Here is a 19,979-nt window from a genome sequence, read left to right as displayed (position 1 = left end):
CGCCGGCGCTCGATGAAACGCGCCTCCGCGAGCGATCGGCCGATTTTCCCCGATGTGGATATCCGGCCCCCCAAGCCACTCGAAGCGCTGTGATTTTCACCGGTGAGCATACGCGCACGGCCCGCTGGCAATGCAGGTCCGGCCGTGGAAAACAGCCGCCGCAGCCAGTCGAAGCCCTGTGCATTTCAACGGTGAGTGCGAAGCGGTAGTCGCGCAGCATGCGTATTCCGGCGTGGATATCCGCCCGACGAACCCACTCACGACCCTGTGTATTCGAACGGTGAGGGTGAACAGCGGATCGTCGAAACGAGCCGGCCAGGATGTGGATATCCACCGTCAGGACCCACTCGTCGCGCTGTGAATTCCAACGGTGAGCGTCGACACCCGGGCGAACGGCATGCCGATTCCGGATGTGGACATCCCGGCCCCGACGCCACTCGAAATGCTGTGCAATCGAACGGTGAGCGCGCGAACCCGATCGGCGCGAAGGGCGCGGCGTTGTGGACATCCGGCGCCCTCGACCAATCGGAACCCTGTGCAATTCAACGGTGAGGGTGACTGCCAAAAGCCCTCGAAACCCTTGGCAGACGGGGTTCGAGCACCCATCGCGTGGCCATGGCGATGCCCTCAAGCGCGCATCGGTTTTCCCGGCAAGACGGCCGGCCGCGTCGACACCCGCCAACCGCGCCCCCACCACCGCGCGCGAAAACTCTCTCAAATCCACGCGAAAACCTGCGCAGTTTTTCTCGCTACAGCCCCGCCCGAGCAAGATGAGAAAAAACATTCTCGGCTGCGCACGAAAAAATAGAGCCATTCGCTGCCGCCGGTCACGCGTCGCCCGACGCCCCGCCGCGCAGCCCAGAACAGCACAATCCGGAGACATCCCCCATGACCGCCCGCCTGCCCGTCGACGGCTCGCCTGCCCTGTCCGACTACCGCCTGACCGACAACCTGACCGCGACGCGCGGCCGGATCTTCCTGACCGGCACGCAGGCGCTGGTCCGCCTGCTGCTGATGCAGCGCACGGTCGACATCGAGCAGGGACTCAACACGGCCGGCTTCGTCAGCGGCTATCGCGGCTCGCCGCTCGGCATGGTCGACCAGCAGCTGTGGAAGGCGAAGAAACTGCTCGATACCAGCGGCGTGCGCTTCCTGCCGGCGATCAACGAGGAACTCGGCGGCACGGCCGTGCTCGGCACGCAGCGCGTCGAAGCCGATCCCGAGCGCACGGTCGAGGGCGTGTATGCGATGTGGTACGGCAAGGGTCCGGGCGTCGATCGCGCCGGCGACGCGCTGAAGCACGGCAACGCGTACGGTTCGTCGCCGCACGGCGGCGTGCTGGTCGTCGCGGGCGACGACCATGGCTGCGTGTCGTCGTCGATGCCGCACCAGAGCGACTTCGCGATGATCGCGTGGCACATGCCGGTCGTGAACCCGGCGAACATCGCCGACATGCTCGAATTCGGCCTGTACGGCTGGGCGCTGTCGCGCTACTCGGGCGCATGGGTCGGCTTCAAGGCGATCTCGGAAACGGTCGAGTCGGGCTCGACCGTCGACCTCGACGCGCTGCAGACGCAGTGGCCGGCACCGGAAGGCTTCACGCCGCCGTCGGGCGGCCTGCACAACCGCTGGCCCGATCTGCCGAGCCTGACGATCGAGGCGCGCCTCGCCGCGAAGCTCGACGCGGTGCGCCATTTCGCGCGCACCAACAGCATCGACAAGTGGATCGCGCCGAGCACGCACGCGAACGTCGGCATCGTCACCTGCGGCAAGGCGCACCTCGACCTGATGGAAGCGCTGCGCCGCCTCGACCTGACGGTTGCCGATCTCGACGCCGCCGGCGTGCGGATCTACAAGGTCGGCCTGTCGTATCCGCTCGAGATGACGCGCGTCGAGACCTTCGTCGACGGGCTCGACGAAGTGCTCGTGATCGAGGAGAAGGGCCCGGTCATCGAGCAGCAGCTCAAGGACTACCTGTACAACCGCAGCGAAGGCGCGCGCCCGCGCGTGCTCGGCAAGCACGACGCCGCCGGCGCCTGCCTGCTGTCCGAGCTCGGCGAACTGCGCCCGTCGCGCATCCTGCCGGTGTTCGCGGAATGGCTCGCGCGGCACAAGCCCGCGCTCGACCGCCGCGAACGCGTCGTCGATCTGGTCGCGCCGCAGATCCTGTCGAACGAAGCCGACGCGGTGAAGCGCACGCCGTACTTCTGCTCGGGCTGCCCGCACAACACGTCGACGAAGGTGCCGGAAGGCTCGATCGCGCAGGCCGGGATCGGCTGCCACTTCATGGCGTCGTGGATGGAGCGCGACACGACGGGGCTGATCCAGATGGGCGGCGAGGGCGTCGACTGGGCCGCGCACGCGATGTTCACCAACACGAAGCACGTGTTCCAGAACCTCGGCGACGGCACCTACTTCCACTCGGGCATCCTCGCGATCCGCCAGGCGGTCGCCGCGAAAGCGAACATCACGTACAAGATCCTCTACAACGACGCGGTCGCGATGACGGGCGGCCAGCCGGTCGACGGCAGCATCTCGGTGCCGCAGATCGCACGGCAGGTCGAGGCGGAGGGCGTGTCGCGCTTCGTCGTCGTGTCCGACGAGCCGGAGAAGTACGACGGCCATCACGGGCAGTTTCCGACGGGCACGACGTTCCATCACCGCAGCGAGCTCGACACGGTGCAGCGCGAGCTGCGCGAGACGCCGGGCGTCACCGTGCTGATCTACGACCAGACCTGCGCGGCCGAGAAGCGCCGCCGCCGCAAGAAAGGCGAATTCCCCGACCCGGACAAGCGCCTGTTCATCAACGACGCCGTGTGCGAAGGCTGCGGCGACTGCGGCGTGCAGTCGAACTGCCTGTCGGTCGAGCCGCTCGAGACGCCGCTCGGCCGCAAGCGCCGCATCGACCAGTCGTCGTGCAACAAGGACTATTCGTGCGTGAACGGCTTCTGCCCGAGCTTCGTGACGGTCGAAGGCGCGGCGCTGAAGAAGGCGGCCGGCGCCGCGTTCGACGAAGCGGCGCTCGCCGCGCGCGTCGACGGGCTGCCGGTGCCGGCGACCCATCTCGACGCGGCGCCGTTCGACATGCTCGTGACGGGTGTCGGCGGTACGGGTGTCGTGACGGTCGGCGCGCTGATCAGCATGGCCGCGCACCTCGAAGGCAAGAGCGCGTCGGTCCTCGACTTCATGGGCTTTGCGCAGAAAGGCGGCTCGGTGCTGTCGTTCGTGCGGATCGCGTCGAGCGACCGGTGGCTGAACCAGGTGCGTATCGACACGCAGCAGGCCGACGTGCTGCTCGCGTGCGACATGGTCGTCGGCGCGAGCGCCGAAGCGCTGCAGACGGTGCGCCACGAGCGCACGCGGATCGTCGTCAACACGCACCGGATCCCGAACGCGTCGTTCGTGCAGAACCCCGACGCGAACCTGCATGCGGACGCGCTGCTCGAGAAGATGCACCATGCGGCCGGCGACGGCTACCTGTCGAGCTGCGACGCGCAGGCGCTCGCCGCGAAATTCCTCGGCGATTCGATCGGCGCGAATATCCTGATGCTCGGCTATGCGTGGCAGCTCGGCCTCGTGCCGGTGTCGCTCGCCGCGATGATGCGCGCGATCGAGCTGAACAACGTCGCGGTGCCGATGAACAAGCTCGCGTTCTCGATCGGCCGGATGGCGGCCGGCGACGCGGCGGGCCTCGATGCGTTGTGGAATGCGCGTCACACGGTGGCCGCACGTGCCGCGCCGGAGACGCTCGCCGAGCTGATCGCCGATCGCGAAGCGCGACTCGACGGCTACGGCGGCGCGCGTTACGTCGAGCGCTACCGGGCGCTCGTGAACGCCGCACGCGCGAAGGGCGACGACGCGCTGACGCGCGCGGTCGCGACGACGTTCTACCGGCTGCTCGCGGTGAAGGACGAATACGAGGTCGCGCGGCTGTACACGGACGACGCATTCCGCACGGCGCTCGAAGCGCAGTTCGAAGGCGTGCCGGGGCAGGCGTATCGCGTGAAGTTCAACCTTGCGCCGCCGACGGTCGCGAAGGCCGGCCGCGACGGCAGCACGCCGAAGAAGCGTGTGTTCGGCCAGTGGATGTGGCCGGTGTTCGGCGTGCTGGCGCGCGTGCGCAGCCTGCGCGGCACGGGGCTCGATCCGTTCGGCCGCACCGTCGAGCGCAAGATGGAGCGCGCACTCGCCGACGACTACGAGACGACGCTCACGCGCGCATTCGCCGCGATGACGGCCGGCAATGCGGCGCAGGTCGTGCAACTGGCCGACCTGCACGCCCGCGTGCGCGGCTTCGGCCACGTGAAGGTGCGCAACCTGGCCGGCGTGAAGCGCGCGGAGCGCGAGCTCGCGCTGCAGCTCGGCATCGACGCGGCGACGAGCGCGGCCGTGCAGCACGCGCTTGACGAGATGAAGGGCGCGGGGATGCTGAAGGGGATTCCGGTCGTCGTCGCGAAGTAACGCGAACGCGGGTGGATGTGAAAACGGCGACGCTTGAGCGTCGCCGTTTTTTTTGCGTCTCAGTACCCGTACGCGGGCAGTTGCAGGACCGTCAGAGAATGCCTTTCTTGCGCGTCGACAGCGCGGTTTCCGACAGGTCGATCTCGCGGATCAGCTTCGTCAGCGTCTCGTCGGAAATCTTGCTGTCGCTGCGCAGCCGGTACAGCGCGGAGCGTTCCGCGCGCACGGCCGCGATCCGCATCTGCAGCTCCATCGTTTCGGCCTGCTTCGCTTCCGCGCGCGGCGTGGGGCCGTCCTCGGCGAGTGCGGAGAGCCGGCGGCGATACTGGTCCATCACGCGCGCGGAGATGTCCGCGCAGCGCGCCGCACCCGATTCGTCGAGCTCGGCCGAGATCGCATCGTGCGACGAGTCGATCGCACGGATCGCGGCCTGCGCGGCGGCCGAGCGTGCGATGCGCTCTTCGTCGCCGAGCGGGTTGCGCGTCGAGCGCACGCCGCGCAGCAGCAGCGGCAGCCCGATCACCGCGACGATCAGCGAGCCGAGGATCACGGCCGACGCGACGAAGATCGCGGTGTCGCGCCCCGGCAGCGGTGCGCCGTCCGACAACGCGACGGGAATCGACAGCACGCCGGCGAGCGTGACCGCGCCGCGCACGCCGCCGACCGTCATCACCGCGATCGTGCGCACGCCGGCCATCGTGCCCGCGAGGCCCTGGCGCGCGGCGCGGCGGCTCGCGAACCAGCGCAGCAGCCACACCCACGTGAAGCGGATCGCATACAGCGCGAGCATCATCGCGCCCACGTTGAAGATCATGCGGCCGACCAGCGCATCGCTCGTGTGGTGCGCGTCGACGAGCGCGCGGCCGATGATGTGCGGCAACTGCAGCCCGAGCATGATGAACACCATGCCGTTGAAGACGAACTCGATCATCGCCCACGTGCTTTCGGCGCGCACGCGCGACGCGACCGTGCTTTTGCGCGAGAAGCTCGTGTAATTCATCATCATCCCGGCCGATACGGCCGCGAGCACGCCCGACAGGTCGAGGTGCTCGGCGAACAGGTAGGCCGCGAACGGCACGAGCAGCGTCATCACGATGCCGGGGGCCGGATCGCCTTCCTGCTCGGCGTTCAGGAAGCGCGTCGACAGCGCGCTGAACAACCACGACACGATCGCGCCCGTCGCGAGGCCGCCGGCCGCGACGATCACGAACGTGACCGACGCGGCGCGCAGCGAGAACACGCCCGTCAGCGCGGCCGCGATCGCGAATTTCAGCGCGACGAGGCCCGACGCGTCGTTCATCAGCGCCTCGCCTTCGAGGATGTGCATCAGTTGCGGCGGAATCCGGCCCTTGCCGGCGATGCCGGACAGCGCGACCGCGTCGGTCGGCGACAGCACGGCCGCGAGCGCGAACGCGATCGGCAGCGGCAACTCGGGAATCAGCCAATGCGCGAAGTAGCCCACTGCGAGTACCGTCATGAACACGAGCCCGAACGCGAGCATCAGGATCGCGCGGCGCTGCAGGTACAGCTCGCGTTTCGGGATCCGCCAGCCGTCCGCGAACAGCAGCGGCGGAATGAACAGCAGCATGAAGATTTCGGGGTCGAACGTGACGTGCAGGTTCAGCTTCGGCCATGCGAGCATCGCGCCGAACGCGATCTGCATCAACGGCAGCGGCAATTGCAACGGCAGGAGGCGCGTGACGGCGCCGGACAGTGCGACGGTCAGCAGCAGAATCAGGACTGTGAAAACGATTTCCATCGATACGGCGAATAACGCGGAATGAAACGATCGTACGGAGTGTAGCGTGCCGACGTGACGGCTGCGCTCAAGCGGCCGGTGCGTGCGCACGAAAATGGTGCGCCCGGCGTGCGCCGCGGTGGTGCGATGGCCCGGCCGAACCGCATGGCATATGGATTGTCGGCGCCTTGCACGGAGCTTGCTTGAAGTGGGCAGCCGCCCGGCATCGATCGGGCAATCGAGGGTCCAACCATGACATTGAGTGCGCCGTCCGTTTCGCCAGGCGGCGCGTTCGAAGGCATCACCAGGAGGAAGGCATGACGATCGTTCAACAGGAGCGTCCGTCCGCCGCGTCGCCGTACCGGTTCGAGCGGGAGATGAGTTCCGGCTTCGAACGTCTGGCCACGCAGCATCGCGACCTGACGCTGACGACCGTGTTCCAGCCGATATTCAGCCTGTCGCACCAGCGTGCGGTCGGCTACGAGGCGCTGTTGCGCGCGCACGATGCGCTCGACCGCGCGGTGTCGCCGCTCGACGTGTTCGGCGCCGCCGCGCGCCATGGCGAGCTGCTGCAGCTCGACCGGCTCGCGCAGGCGCTGCATCTGGAGAACTTCGCGCTGCTCGGCGCCGAGCGCGAGTGGCTGTTTCTCAACGTCCATCCGGGCGTGCTGACCGACCCGTTCCAGGCCGCCGCGCTGCTGGCGAACCTGAAGCGGCTCGGCATGCCGCCGCGTCGTATCGTGCTCGAAGTGCTCGAACAGCGCGCGGAAGACGTCGAGCGGCTCGCGGAGGCCGTGCGCGAATTTCGCACGCACGGCTTCCTGATCGCGCTCGACGATTTCGGCGCCGGTCATTCGAACCTCGAACGGATCTGGCAACTGAACCCGGACATCGTGAAGCTCGACCGGATCATGCTGTCGCACGCGGCGCACCGCACCGGGCTCACCGCGATCCTGCACGGGCTCGTCACGCTGCTGCACGAGGCCGGCAAGCTCGTGCTCGTCGAAGGGATCGAGACCGAGCACGAGGCGCAGATCGCGCTGTCGTGCGAGGCCGATTTCGTGCAGGGCTACTACTTCGGGCGACCGGCGCCGGGGCTGCCCGACAGCGCGACCGCGACCGGCTGCATCGGCGAGCTGACCGAGCGCTTTCGTCAGCAGACCGAAGCGCGCGAACGGCGCGACGCGCAGCGGCTCGCGCCGTACCTGCGTGCGTTCGAGCGGGCGTCCGAGCGTCTCGCGGCCGGCGAACCGCTCGACGAGGTGTGCTGGAACTTCCTCGCGCTCGACGCGGCCGCGCGCTGCTTCCTGCTCGACGCACACGGCCGCCAGTCGGGCCGCAACGTCGTGCTGCGCGCCGATCGCGCGCTCGCCGAGGCGCGCTTCTCGCCGCTGGCGGACGCGCAGGGCGCGAACTGGCTGCGCCGGCCGTATTTCCGTTCGGCGATCGCCGAGCCGGGACGCGTGCAGGTCACGCGGCCGTACCTGTCGATCAACGAGGCGCAGCCGTGCGTGACGCTGTCGGTGGCCGTGCGCGTCGGCGATGCGCAGCGCGTGCTGTGCGGCGATATCGACTGGGTCGACGAGGAGGCGGACGGCGGCTAGCGCCGCACGGATCGCATGCGGCGATCGGGGCGCGGCGGCGCGGGGCGGCCGTTGCGTTCGCTGCATGCTTCCCCGACAATGGCGCGATCGCGGCCGTCGTGTCCGCGATCGCGCCGCCCCGGGGGCCACCATGGCGGCGAATAAAAGGACAACATCATGAAAAGACCGATTTCGCTGACCATCCTCGCGTGGGTCGTCATCGTGACCAACGCGATCACGTGCGTCTATACGCCGTTCTCGATCGGCATGCCGACCACCCAGGCGCTGATGTCGCACTACCTGCTGCCGGTCTGGGCGACGTTCGGCATCAGCATGATCATCGAAGTCGCGAACGTCGTGATCGGCATCGCGATCCTGAAGGGGCGCGAATGGTCGCGCACGGCGTACGTCGCGACGTTCGTGTTCGGCATCGCGTTCTCGCTGGTCAATATGCCGGCGTCGATGCTCGCGGTGCTGATGCCCGGCGTCCTGCTGTTCGCGCTGTTCGTCTACCTGCTGTTCCGGCGCCCCGCGACCGCGTATTTCCGCCAGACGCCCGCATGAGCATCGTGCGCAATGCGATCGCGATCGTGCTGTTCGCGATCGCGGGCTTCTGCGTGAGCGCCGCGCAGACGGTCACGTTCATGAAAGTCGGCCATGCGGGCGCGACGGCCGTATTCGTCGCCGTGCTGTTCGCGGTGTCGGCCGTGCTCCTCGCCGCAGGCGCGTTTGCCGGCACATTCCGGCCGCGTACGCGCGGCGCGGGCATCGCGCTGCTCGTCGCGACCGCGATCACCGCGTTCGGCGCGCTCGGCTGGGCGATGCTCGTGCTCACACCGAAGATCATCGACATGATGCAGCAGAGTGCGTACTTCGACGCGCGGATGTTCAGGTTCGTGCCCGGCACCGCATTGACGGCCTTGTCCGCGCTGGCCGGCATCGGGCTCGTGCGGCGCGCCTGACGCGCACGGCACGCCAGCCCTTGCCCCGCGGAGTCATACTGACTAGGATGCGCGAATTGTCCTGACGATTCGCGGGCCGCCCATGAACCGAAACGCCGCTTCTTCCATCCTCCTCGAAGTGATCGCCACGACCGTCGGCGACGCGAAGGCCGCCGCCCGCGCGGGCGCCGACCGCCTCGAGCTCGTGACCGCGATCACGGAAGGCGGGCTGACGCCGAGCGTCGGCCTGATCGAAGCCGTCGTGGCTGCCGTGCCGATTCCCGTCAACGTGATCGTGCGCCCGCACAGCCGGTCGTTCGTCTATGACGCCGACGACCTGCGCGTGATCGAACGCGACGTGCGCGCGGCCGTCGCGGCCGGTGCGAACGGTGTCGTGTTCGGCGCGCTCGATGCGCGCGGCGACGTCGATCTCGATGCGCTGGCCCGCATCGCGGCCGCCGCCGACGGGCGCGCGCTCACGTTCCACCGTGCGTTCGACGTCGCGCGCGATCTCAACGCCGCATTCGACGCGCTGCTGCGCGTGCCGGCCGTCACGTCCGTGCTGACGTCGGGCGGCCATCCGTCGGTGCTCGACGCGGTCGCGACGATCACGCGGCTGGTGCGGCAGGCGGCCGGCTCGACCTGCACGGTGCTGGCCGGCTCGGGGCTGACGATCGACGCCGTCGGCGATTTCGTCCGCGCGACCGGCGTGCGCGCGGTGCATTTCGGCTCGGGCGTGCGACCGCGCGGCGAGGTGCTGGCGCCCGTCGACGAGCAGCGCGTCGAGCGCGTGCGCGCGGCGCTCGACGGCGCGGCGGCGCACGTGTGACGTGCACCGGAACACGAATCGACGGAGCGGGCCGCATGGCCGGCGCAACACCCGACGAGCAGGGCAGCGCGCACGCTGACGCCGCGCGCCGGTGATCCGCGACGCGCAGGGCAACCCGGTGCAGACGATCGGATGAAAAAAAGCCGGGGCATGCCCCGGCTTTCTCGTTGGCGGGCCCGGCCCGCCGGCTGATGCCGCTTACGCGCGGGCCGACATCGCGTCCGCGTCGCTCGCACGGATGCCGAGGCGCTCGAACAGCGCGCGGTCCTTCTGCGATTGCGGGTTGCTGGTCGTCAGCAGCTGGTCGCCGTAGAACATCGAGTTCGCGCCGGCGAGGAAGCACATCGCCTGCAGCCCGTCGTCGAGCTGCTCGCGGCCGGCCGACAGGCGCACGACGGCCTTCGGCATCGTGATGCGCGCGACCGCGATCGTGCGCACGAACTCGAACGGGTCGAGCGGTGCGGTGCCTTCGAGCGGCGTGCCTTCGATCGCGACGAGGTTGTTGATCGGCACCGAATCCGGATACGGGTTCAGGTTAGCGAGCTGCGAGATCAGGCCCGCGCGTTCGCGGCGCGATTCGCCCATCCCGATGATGCCGCCGCAGCACACGTTGATGCCGGCGTCGCGCACGCGGTCGAGCGTGTCGAGGCGGTCCTGGTACGTGCGCGTCGAGATCACCTGGCCGTAGAACTCCGGCGACGTGTCGAGGTTGTGGTTGTAGTAGTCGAGGCCGGCGTTCGCGAGTTCCTGCGCCTGTTCGTCCTCGAGCATGCCGAGCGTCATGCAGGTCTCGAGGCCGAGTTCCTTCACGCCGCGCACCATCTCGGTCAGCGCCGGCATGTGGCGCTCCTTCGGGTTGCGCCACGCGGCGCCCATGCAGAAACGGCTCGCGCCGTTCGCCTTCGCCGCGCGCGCGGCGTCGAGCACCGCGTCGACGTCCATCAGCTTCTCGGCTTTCAGGCCCGTATCGTGATGCGACGATTGCGAGCAGTAGCCGCAATCTTCCTCGCAGCCGCCCGTCTTGATCGACAGCAGCGTCGACAGCTGCACCGCGTTCGCATCGAAGTGCTCGCGGTGCACCTGCTGAGCGCGGAACAGCAGGTCGTTGAACGGCAGCTCGAACAGCGCGACGACGTCGGCGACGCGCCAGCGCTGCGGGGCCGGCGCAGCCACGGGAATCGCGTCGGGTTGCACGGCGGCGGTCTGGGCTTGGGTCATTTCGGTTTCCTGTCCTGGTCGGGGATGAGGGATCGGGGGATCGTGGGATCTGTTTCGGTTGGGTCAATGCTGCGCGGTGCGCAGCGTCTCGACGAGCGCGGCGATGTCGAGCATCGCCGCTGCGGATTCGGGGGCGGCCGGGCTCATGTGCGGAATGCGGCCGACGAGCGGTGCGCCGTGCTCGCGCGCGAGCCAGTCGCGCATCGTCGCGATGTTCTCGTCTGGGAACGACATCGCCGGGTCGACGTGGTTCGCGACCCAGCCCGCGAGCTTGAGGCCGCGTGCGGCAATCGCGTCGGCGGTGAGCAGCGCGTGGTTGATGCAGCCGAGCCGCACGCCGACCACGAGCACGACCGGCACGCCGAGCGCGACGGCGAGATCGGCCATGTCCTGCGTGTCGTTCATCGGCACGCGGAAGCCGCCGGCGCCTTCGACGACGACGACGTCCGCGCGCGTCAGCGCTTCGCGATGGCACGCGGCGATCGTGCCGATGTCGAGCGTCACGCCTTCCTGCGCGGCGACGATATGCGGCGCGGCCGGCGCCTTCAGCAGGAACGGCGTGCGCAACTCGGGCGGCAGCACGACGTTCGCGGCGGCATCGAGCTGGTCGGCGTCCTCGTTGCGCCAGACGCCGTCGCGTTCGTACGCGCCGGCCGCGACGGGTTTCAACGCTGCCGCGCGCAGGCCGTGTCGCGCGAAGCCGTGCAGCATCGCGGCCGACACGAAGGTCTTGCCGATTTCGGTGTCGGTGCCGGTGACGAACAGCGAGAGCGGGGCCGTCATGCTGCCGCCTCGCTGGCTTCGATCAGCGCCGCGTCGAGCCGCGCGAGATCGTCGAACGAATGCGCGGCCGACAGCGACACGCGCAGCCGCGACGTGCCGGCGGGCACCGTCGGCGGCCGGATCGCGGGCACCCACAGGCCGTGTGCGTCGAGCGCGCGCATGGCCGCGAGCGTCGCGTCGTTGCTGCCGATCACGAGCGGCTGCACGGCCGTGTGCGAATCGACCGGCTGCCAGCGCGTGTTGCGCAGCAGCGCGCGCGTGCGGTCGATCAGCGCGGCGAGGTGCGCGCGGCGCGCGTCGCCTTCGTCGCCGGCGATGACCTTCAGGCTCGCCGAGACCGCGTGCGCGACGGCCGGCGGCGCGGCCGTCGTGAAGATGTAGCTGCGCGCGCGCTGGATCAGCCATTCGATCACGGTTTCATGCGCGATCACGAACGCGCCCGCGACGCCGGCGGCCTTGCCGAGCGTGCCGACGTACACGAGATGCGGCGAACGCAGCGTGGCGGCCGCGAGCGCGCCGCGGCCCTGCGGGCCGAGCACGCCGAAGCCGTGCGCATCGTCGACGACGAGCCATGCACCGTGGCGTTCGGCCAGCGCGACGAGTTCGGCGAGCGGCGCGATATCGCCATCCATGCTGAACACGGTGTCGCTGACGATCAGTTTCGTTTCGGCATCCGATGCGTCGAGCAGCGCGGCGAGCGCGGCCATGTCCGCGTGCGGATAGACCTGCACGTTCGCGCGCGACAGCCGCATGCCGTCGATCAGCGACGCGTGGTTCAGCGCGTCGGAGAAGATCGTCGCGCCCTTGCCGGCGAGCGCCGTCATCGCCGCGAGGTTCGCCATGTAGCCGGTGCTGAAGTACAGCGCGCGCGGTGCATCGGAGAAGCCGCCTGCGAAGCCCGCGAGTTCGTCTTCCAGTTTGGCGTGCGCGCGCGAATGGCCGCCGAGCAGGTGCGAGCCGCCGCTGCCGGAGCCGTAGCGCTGCGCGCCTTCGGCGAACGCGGCGACGAGCGCCGGATGCGCGGCGAGGCCGAGGTAGTCGTTGCTCGCGAAGCCGATGATTTCCCGGCCGTTCACGGTCATGCGCGCGTCGCACGCGGTGTCGGCGATGCGGCGCACGCGGCGCAGCCCTTGTGCGTCGAGATCGGCGAGGCTGCGTTGCAGGGTGTCGAGCAGCGGCACGGTCATTGCGCGACCTCCGCCAGCGTCGCGTCGAGCGTGTCGCGCGTGCGCTGCGCGAGCCACGCGATGTCGTCATCGCTCATCACGTACGGCGGCATCAGGTAGACGGTCGTGCCGATCGGGCGCAGCAGCAGCTCGCGCTCCAGCGCGCGTTCGAAGAACCGCCGCGAGAAACCGCGCGCCGCGTCGCCGTCGAGCGCGACGTCGAATGCGAACAGCGTGCCGCGCTCGCGCAGGTGGCGAACTTGGCGGTGCGCGTCGAGCGGCGCGAGCGCGGCGCGCAGCGTCGCCGATTTGCGCGCATTGCCCGCGAGCACGTCGTCGCGCGCGAACAGGTCGAGCGTCGCGACCGCCGCGCGGCACGCGAGCGGGTTGCCGGTGTACGAGTGCGAGTGCAGGAAGCCGCGCGTCGTGTCGTCGTCGTAGAACGCCGCGTACACGTCGTCGCGCGTGAGCACGAGCGACAGCGGCAGATAGCCGCCGCTGATGCCTTTCGACAGGCACATGAAATCGGGCCAGACGCCGGCCTGCTCGCACGCGAAGAAGGTGCCCGTGCGGCCGCAGCCGACCGCGATCTCGTCGGCGATCAGGTGCACGCCGAATTCGTCGCACAGCGCGCGCAGCCCGCGCACGTACGACGGATCGTGCATCGCCATGCCGGCCGCGCACTGCACGAGCGGCTCGACGATCAGCGCGGCGATCCGGTCGCCGCGTTCGGCGAACAGGCGCCGCACGTCCGCCAGCGCGCGGCCCGCGACGTCGGCGGCCGTCTCGCCCGGCAGCGCACCGCGCGCATCGGGCGACGCGACGACGTGCGCGTGGCGGATCAGCGGATCGTACGCATCCTTGAACAGCGCGACGTCGGTCACGCCGAGCGCGCCGATCGTCTCGCCGTGATAGCTGTTCGCGACGCAGACGAATTCCTGCTTGTTCGCGCGGCCGCGGTTGCGCCACGCGTGGAAGCTCATCTTCAGCGCGATCTCGACGGCCGATGCACCGTCCGACGCGAAGAACGCATGGCCGAGGTTGCGCGCGGTGAGCGCGTGCAGCCGTTCGGCGAGCTCGATCGCGGGCTCGTGCGTGCAGCCGGCGAGCATCGCGTGCTCGAGCGTGTCGAGCTGGTCCTTCAGCGCCGCGTTGATGTCCGGGTTCGCATGGCCGAACAGGTTGACCCACCACGAGCTGATCGCGTCGAAGTAGCGGCGGCCGTCGTGGTCGTACAGCCACACGCCCGCGCCACGCGCGACGGGGACGAGCGGCAGGCGCTCGTGATGCTTCATCTGGGTGCAGGGATGCCAGACCGCGCGCAGGCTGCGCGCGACCCAGTCGTCGGTGGCTGGCGTACTCAAGGCGACTCCGGGGGGTAAAACGACCGCGCGGCATCGAATGGATGCCGCGCGGCGGGACACGAAACGCGCTGAGATTAGCGTGTTCCGCGGGACGTTGCACTAGCGGTTACAAACGCTGCAAAGCCTTGCCGGGCGGGAGTTCGGCGCAGTTCGGGTGTGCTCGGGACGGAACGCGGCGGAAGCGGGGAAATGACCGTAGATGACGACGTTCGAGTGAGCCCCCCTGACAGAAAAAAATCGCGGGCCGCACGCCGGCATGGCCCGAGAAAAACGGGGATCGAAGGCGGGTGCGGGGGAGCGCGGCGACGTCGCGCCTACGAGGCGGCGCTCGAATCGTCTACGGAATCAGGGGAGGAAACAGCCGGCAGGAACGGCACGCAGGCATAACCGCACGGGAGGACGGGCGGGAGGCAGAACCGGATCAGGCGGGAACGGTGCGGCGGCGGCGGACCCGCCGCGCGTCAGCGCGAAGCCAGTGCGTGCGTATCGGAGTCGCGCGCGTTGGCGTCGCCGTTGTCGGCCGTCTGCGTCGTGTTCCACACGACATGGTCGTTGACCGCGTACAGCCGGCATGCGCCCGCGCCTTGTTTCGCGCAGTTGTCGAGTGCGAGCGCCATCGGGTCGTCGCCGCCTTCCGCCCACGACCAGGCGCCTTCCGACGACACCGCGAACGCGCGGCTCGGATGCTGGTTCAGGAAGCGGCGATAGCCTTCGCGACCGGCTTCGTCGACATACGGCACCGCGTTGACCGCATCGATCGACGCGTAGCCGGTGGCCTTCGGCTCGTGCGGGTTCGCGACCGCATAGCGCACCGAGGTCGGCAGGTTCAGGGTCGCGAGGAACGCATTGACGGCCGGCCACCACACGGGCACGCCGTCGCGATCGACGATCAGCCGGTGCGCGTCGTCCTTGTAGCGGCCGAAATCGATGAACTGCGCCTGCGTGCCGTGCGACACGTACGCGTCGTGCATCTGCGCGACGAGCGCGGGCGTCCAGACCGAATCGTTGTCGCCGTACAGCCACAGCGAGCGCACAGCCGTATGCGCCCCGTACTGGTCGAAAGCATCGACGAGGTTGCGCTGCCAGCCGTCGCACAGGTCCTGGCGCAGCCCGCCCGAGAAGTTGATGATGCCGCGCACGCCCGGTGCGGCCTCGGTGCCGTACGCGACCGAGGCGAGGCCGCCGTGCGACGTGCCGGCGACGACGATGCGCGACGCATCGACGTACGGCTGGTGCGACATGTAGCGCACCGTCGCGTCGACGTCGGCGGCCTGCGCGAGGCCGTTCTTGCCGACGTTGCAGCCTTCCTGCTGGTACGTGCCGCCCGAGCCGGCGAAGCCCTGGCGGTTCGGCGCGATCACCGCGTAGCCGCGCCGCACGAATTCGCGCGCGAACGCGAGCGGCCGGCTGCGCGGCTGCAGATGGAGATCGCCGGTGTTCTTGCCGTGATTGAAGACGACGAGCGGGAACGGCCCGGGGCCGTCCGGCTTGAAGAGCGTCGCCTCGAGCGTGACGGCGCCCGACGCATCGGCCGGGATGCGGAGAACCTGTTCGTTGAGATCGGCCGCGACCTGCGGCAGGTTCGAGTCGCCGTAATCGAAGCGCTCGGCATGGGCGAGCGACCCGCTGGCGCCCGCACCCGTATTTGCGTTCGGCAGCGTACCGGCCTGAGCGGCCGACAGCGCACAGGCCGCCATCCATCCCACCAATACCTTGCTGAACGCCATTCGTAAGCCCTGCCATGCAACATGACCAATTCGAGGTCATCGTAGCCCGACAAAATCGGGTTGTGCAATGCGGGAATTACCCGGCGTCTGACATGGCAACTATTTGTCAGCGTTCACTTACTTCGCCGTCGACATAGCGCCAGAAACCGTGTTCGTCGCGCTCGAAACGGCTCGTCTCGTGGAGCCGGTACGCGCGTCCGCCCACCTTGTAGCGGGCCACGAACTCGACCTCCGCGTGGCGTTCGTCGAGCGGCGCATGGCGTTTGACCGCGAGGCCGAGCCAGCGCGGCGCGTCGGGTGCGTCGGGGTCGGCATCGAGATCGGGCGGGCAGGTGCGCGCGGCCCACGTCGCGCGCAGGTAGCCGGTCGCGCCGAGCACGTACGCGCTGTACCGCGAACGCATCAACTCGAGCGCGGTCGGCGCGGCTTCGCCGCCGTCGATGAAGCGGCCGCAGCAGGCCGCGTAGCGCGGCGCCGGCGCTTTGCCGGCGGGTGCGGGGGACGCGCCGCCGCACGGGCACGCGTCAGGTCGGTTCAAAATCATGCGAAACGGGAATTAACGACGATCGGTTGTCGAGTCGGCTCACCAGCTCAGCTCGACGCCGTCGTACTGGAAGAAGCGGCCGTTGGCCTGCGACACGTCCGAGCCGGATTCGGCGATCACGCGGCGCATGCCGGTCACGCTCGTTTCGGGATCGATCGCGGCCTGCGCGCCGCCCATGTCGGTGCGCACCCAGCCGGGATGCAGCGAGATGCACGCGGCATGGCGCGTCTGCAGCGACGCGATGCGCAGCGCGTCGTTCAGCGCCGCCTTGCTCGCGCGGTACAGCCAGCCGGTCGTGCCGGTCGCCTCGGCGATGCTGCCCATCCGGCTCGACACGACGGCCAGCACGCCGCGTGCGTCTTCGACGAGCGGCAGCAGGATCGGCAGCAGCTGCATCGGCCCGCGCACGTTCGTATGCATCACCGCGTCGAAATCCTCGGCCGTGATCGTCTCGACGCCTTCGGTGCGCGGCCCGTACACGCCCGACACGAGCACGGCTGCATCGAGCCGTTCGCCGTCGAGCTTCCAGCCGAGCGCCGCGATCTGCTCGGGCTGCGTGATGTCGAGCGCATGCGCGTGCGCGCCGAGCGCGCGCAGCGCGTCGAGCGACGCTTCGTCGCGCGCGGTCGCGATCACGTTCCAGCCGTCGCGCCGGTATTGCCGGACGAATTCGCGGCCGAGGCCGCGCGATGCACCGACGATCAGTACGGTTTTCATGCCCATCGCTCCTTTCCTGGGCGCCGCCTGGGCGGCGCCGGTGTCAGATCCGTTCGATGCGTGCCGCGGCCGCCGCCAGGCTGCTGGCGCACTACTGCTTCGCGTCGTCGCACGGCTTCAGCGTCGCGGCGACCGCCTGCGCGACGCCTTCGAGCCGCGCGGCGGCGTCCGCCGCGATCATGTCGTTGTCCGGTGCATGCTGGCCGCCGGCGGTCAGCGCGGCCACGCAGCGCTTGTAGGTCTCGTCGAGCGCGTCGAAGTTCGACACGGCCATCCCGAGGTTGCGCATCCGGCCGTCGTGCACGCCGTACACGAGCCCGTGCACAGTGAGCGACTGGCCGCGCGCCCACGCGTCGTTGACGATCGTCGTGCGGCACACGTTGACGACCTGCTCGATCGCGTTCAGCTCGATCAGGCGGCGATAGCGCGCTTCGCCGACCGGCCAGCCGTCGAGCAGGGCCGCGTGGCGCTCGCGCACGTCCTGCACGTGGTGCAGCCAGTTGTCCGCGAGGCCGACGCGGCGGTTGAGCAGCGCCGCGTTGACGCCCGAGCAGCCGTAGTGGCCGACGACCATGATGTGCTTCACGCGCAGGATGTCGACCGCGAACTGGATCACCGACAGGCAGTTCAGGTCGCTGTGCACGACGACGTTCGCGATGTTGCGGTGCACGAATACTTCGCCCGGCGGCAGGCCGATGATCTGGTTCGCGGGCACGCGCGAATCCGAGCAGCCGATCCACAGATATTCCGGCGCCTGCTGGTCGGCGAGGCGCGCGAAGAATTCCGGATCGTCCTCGAGCTTGCGCTTGACCCAGGCTTCGTTGTTGTCGAACAGATGTGAAAGCGGATTGTCTTGGGTGTTCATCGGTGTGGATTCCGTTGGCGGAAATCGGGTCGATATCGGTTTCGGTGTCACCGGCGTCAGGCCGCGCGCTGCGCGTTGCCTTCGCCGTCGTTCTGGTCCGCCGCACCGAAGCGCGCGGGGTAGCGCACGCTGAAGCGCAGCGCCGTGTCGTACGGGTAAAAGTCGGGCAGTTCGCCCTGCATCAGCTTGTCCTTGCTCGCCTGCCACAGCGCGGGATCGAAAAAGTCCGCGTGATGCTTCATGAACACGCTGCGCACGCGCGGGTCGCCGAGCAGGAACGGTCCGTAGGTCTCCGGAAAGATGTCGTGCGGGCCGACGGTATACCACGGTTCGCCGGACAGCTCGTCTTCCTCGTTGCGCGGCGGCGGCACGCGGCGCACGTTGCAGTCGGTCAGGTACTCGATCTCGTCGTAGTCGTAGAACACGACGCGGCCGTGGCGCGTGACGCCGAAGTTCTTGTACAGCATGTCGCCGGGGAAGATGTTCGCCTTCATCAGCTCCTTCACCGCGTTGCCGTATTCCTTCACGCCGTGCTCGACGTCCGCGTCGCTGCCGTTCTGCAGGTACAGGTTGAGCGGCGTCATCCGGCGCTCGATGTACAGGTGCTTGATCACGAGGTTGTCGTCCTCGTATTCGAGCAGCGACGGCACTTCCTTCTCGAGTTCGCGCACGAGCGCGTGGTCGAGCCGCGCGAGCGGCAGTGCGACGCTCGAATACTCGAGCGTGTCGGCCATCCGCCCCAGGCGGTCGTGGCGCTTCACGAGCTGGTACTTCTCCATGATCTGCGCGCGCGTCGTTTCCTTCGGCGGCGGGAACTGGTCCTTGATGATCTTGAACACGTACGGGAACGACGGCAGCGTGAACACGAGCATCACGAGGCCCTTGATGCCGGGCGCGATGATGAAGCGGTCGCTCGAATGCGACAGATGGTGCAGCAGGTCGCGGTAGAACAGGTTCTTGCCCTGCTTCTGCAGGCCGACCGACGTGTAGATCTCGGCCTTCGGCTTGCCCGGCATGATCGTGCACAGGAAGTCGACGTACGCGGACGGCACGCCCATGTCGACGAGGAAGTACGAGTGCGAGAAGCTGAAGATGATCTGCAGCAGGTCGCGGCGCAGCAGCACCGTGTCGAGCGCGAGCAGGCCCGGACGTACGTGGCGGATCGGCACCGCGAACGGCAGCACGCGGTCGGCGTTGATGATGCGGCCGATGACGTACGCGCTCTTGTTGCGAAAGAACAGCGACGACAGCACGTGGATCTGGAAATTCGGCGCCGCGTCGAAGTGGCCGAATTCGTCGTCGATCGCCTGCATCACGCAGCCGATGTCGCGCGGCAGATCCTCGAATGCCGGTTCGAGCTGGAAGTTCGTGACGACGCGCTCGAGCGTGGCGGCGAGCCCGTCGGTGCCCGGATAGTACGCGCGGTAGGTCGGCTTCGCGGCCGGTTCGTCGTTCTCCAGGTACTCGGTCGAGATCGCCGGGCGCACGAAGATGAAATCGTTGCTGAAGTACGAACGGTGCAGGATCTTGCAGCACACCGAATTGAAGAAGGTTTCCGCGCACTCGGGCTGGCGGTGCGACGTGAGCAGGCCGATGTAGTGCAGCTTGATCTGCTGCCACACTTCGTCGTCGATGTTCTCCGCGTCGTATTCGTCTTCGAGCACCTCGACGCATTCCTGCACGCGATCGTCGTACGACGTGATCCGCTCGCGCGCGAGCCGCTGCAGCCCGTGCCAGTCGCCGCGCTCGAACAGCGTCTTCGCCTCGACCGCCGCTTCGCGGAAGATCCGGTAATGGCGATCGAAGTATTCGAGCATCGTCTGCGCGACGTCGAAACCGATCTGCGACGACAGCAGTTTGGGGAAGTGATTCATCGCGTGCAGGCTCGTTCAAGGGGCTGTAAGCACTCGCCATTTTAGCGCCCAAGTCGGCGTTTCAATGACTTTCGCGGTGACGCGCCGACGGCCGTCAATCGGCGCGTTGTTCGCCGTTGGGCGCCGTTCGATACATCTTCGCGTAAAGATGCGGGTACGGAACCGATTC

The 19,979-nt window shown here is 68.7% G+C and carries 15 protein-coding genes; 5 read left to right on the top strand and 10 right to left on the bottom strand.

The genetic code is table 11. From position 1 onward, the window contains the following. Window positions 1-888: 888 nt before the first annotated feature. The gene (locus U5798_RS16950; RefSeq protein WP_322082703.1) at window positions 889-4,461 is read left to right on the top strand and encodes an indolepyruvate ferredoxin oxidoreductase family protein; all 3,573 of its coding nucleotides are present in this window, start codon (window positions 889-891) and stop codon (window positions 4,459-4,461) included. A gap of 91 nt (window positions 4,462-4,552) precedes the next feature. Here U5798_RS16950 and U5798_RS16945 read toward each other — a convergent pair whose 3' ends face one another. Beyond that, window positions 4,553-6,220: a Na+/H+ antiporter gene (locus tag U5798_RS16945; RefSeq protein WP_322082702.1), complete on the bottom strand. Its 1,668-nt coding sequence runs from the start codon at window positions 6,218-6,220 to the stop codon at window positions 4,553-4,555. A gap of 296 nt (window positions 6,221-6,516) precedes the next feature. On the opposite strand from U5798_RS16945, the gene U5798_RS16940 reads away from it, so the two are divergent. The 4 genes from U5798_RS16940 to U5798_RS16925 all read left to right on the top strand — a co-directional run bounded on the left by U5798_RS16940 (window position 6,517) and on the right by U5798_RS16925 (window position 9,552). Further along, the gene (locus U5798_RS16940; protein WP_124452295.1) at window positions 6,517-7,803 is read left to right on the top strand and encodes an EAL domain-containing protein; all 1,287 of its coding nucleotides are present in this window, start codon (window positions 6,517-6,519) and stop codon (window positions 7,801-7,803) included. 156 nt (window positions 7,804-7,959) lie between these two features. Beyond that, the gene (locus U5798_RS16935) at window positions 7,960-8,346 is read left to right on the top strand and encodes a hypothetical protein (RefSeq protein WP_322082701.1); all 387 of its coding nucleotides are present in this window, start codon (window positions 7,960-7,962) and stop codon (window positions 8,344-8,346) included. After that, the gene (locus U5798_RS16930) at window positions 8,343-8,744 is read left to right on the top strand and encodes a hypothetical protein (protein ID WP_322082700.1); all 402 of its coding nucleotides are present in this window, start codon (window positions 8,343-8,345) and stop codon (window positions 8,742-8,744) included. Before U5798_RS16935 ends, U5798_RS16930 begins: the two co-directional genes overlap by 4 nt. Before the next feature lie 82 nt (window positions 8,745-8,826). Further along, window positions 8,827-9,552, top strand: coding sequence for a copper homeostasis protein CutC (locus tag U5798_RS16925; protein WP_124452289.1), 726 nt, complete (start codon window positions 8,827-8,829; stop codon window positions 9,550-9,552). Between the two features lie 198 nt (window positions 9,553-9,750). On the opposite strand, the gene bioB is transcribed toward U5798_RS16925, so the two are convergent. The 9 genes from bioB to aceK all read right to left on the bottom strand — a co-directional run bounded on the left by bioB (window position 9,751) and on the right by aceK (window position 19,810). Further along, on the bottom strand, window positions 9,751-10,770 hold the full coding sequence (gene bioB / locus U5798_RS16920; RefSeq protein ID WP_124452287.1) for a biotin synthase BioB: 1,020 nt from the start codon (window positions 10,768-10,770) through the stop codon (window positions 9,751-9,753). Window positions 10,771-10,833: 63 nt separating this feature from the next. Further along, window positions 10,834-11,553, bottom strand: a complete 720-nt coding sequence (gene bioD / locus U5798_RS16915) for a dethiobiotin synthase (RefSeq protein WP_322082699.1) — start codon at window positions 11,551-11,553, stop codon at window positions 10,834-10,836. Continuing rightward, the gene (gene bioF, locus U5798_RS16910; RefSeq protein ID WP_322082727.1) at window positions 11,550-12,734 is read right to left on the bottom strand and encodes an 8-amino-7-oxononanoate synthase; all 1,185 of its coding nucleotides are present in this window, start codon (window positions 12,732-12,734) and stop codon (window positions 11,550-11,552) included. The genes bioD and bioF overlap by 4 nt, the downstream gene beginning before the upstream one ends. 2 nt (window positions 12,735-12,736) lie before the next feature. Next, on the bottom strand, window positions 12,737-14,083 hold the full coding sequence (bioA, locus tag U5798_RS16905; protein ID WP_322082698.1) for an adenosylmethionine--8-amino-7-oxononanoate transaminase: 1,347 nt from the start codon (window positions 14,081-14,083) through the stop codon (window positions 12,737-12,739). 461 nt (window positions 14,084-14,544) lie between these two features. Then, window positions 14,545-15,810: a dienelactone hydrolase family protein gene (locus U5798_RS16900; RefSeq protein WP_322082697.1), complete on the bottom strand. Its 1,266-nt coding sequence runs from the start codon at window positions 15,808-15,810 to the stop codon at window positions 14,545-14,547. A 106-nt stretch (window positions 15,811-15,916) separates the two neighbouring features. Next, on the bottom strand, window positions 15,917-16,354 hold the full coding sequence (locus tag U5798_RS16895) for a YchJ family protein (protein WP_322082696.1): 438 nt from the start codon (window positions 16,352-16,354) through the stop codon (window positions 15,917-15,919). A 39-nt stretch (window positions 16,355-16,393) separates the two neighbouring features. Beyond that, window positions 16,394-17,071 carry an SDR family oxidoreductase gene (locus U5798_RS16890; protein WP_322082695.1) on the bottom strand — a complete coding sequence of 226 codons (678 nt, stop codon included), beginning with the start codon at window positions 17,069-17,071 and terminating at the stop codon, window positions 16,394-16,396. A gap of 91 nt (window positions 17,072-17,162) precedes the next feature. Next, entirely contained in the window at window positions 17,163-17,936 is a 774-nt protein-coding gene (gene can, locus U5798_RS16885; RefSeq protein WP_124452275.1) for a carbonate dehydratase, read from the bottom strand. A 56-nt stretch (window positions 17,937-17,992) separates the two neighbouring features. Next, complete coding sequence (gene aceK / locus U5798_RS16880; protein ID WP_124452273.1) at window positions 17,993-19,810, bottom strand: bifunctional isocitrate dehydrogenase kinase/phosphatase; 1,818 nt, start codon at window positions 19,808-19,810, stop codon at window positions 17,993-17,995. Window positions 19,811-19,979 lie beyond the last annotated feature (169 nt).

It is taken from the genome of Burkholderia sp. BCC1972 (genome assembly GCF_905339605.1).
Lineage (GTDB): Bacteria > Pseudomonadota > Gammaproteobacteria > Burkholderiales > Burkholderiaceae > Burkholderia.
This window is presented reverse-complemented; position numbering and strand designations above follow the sequence as displayed.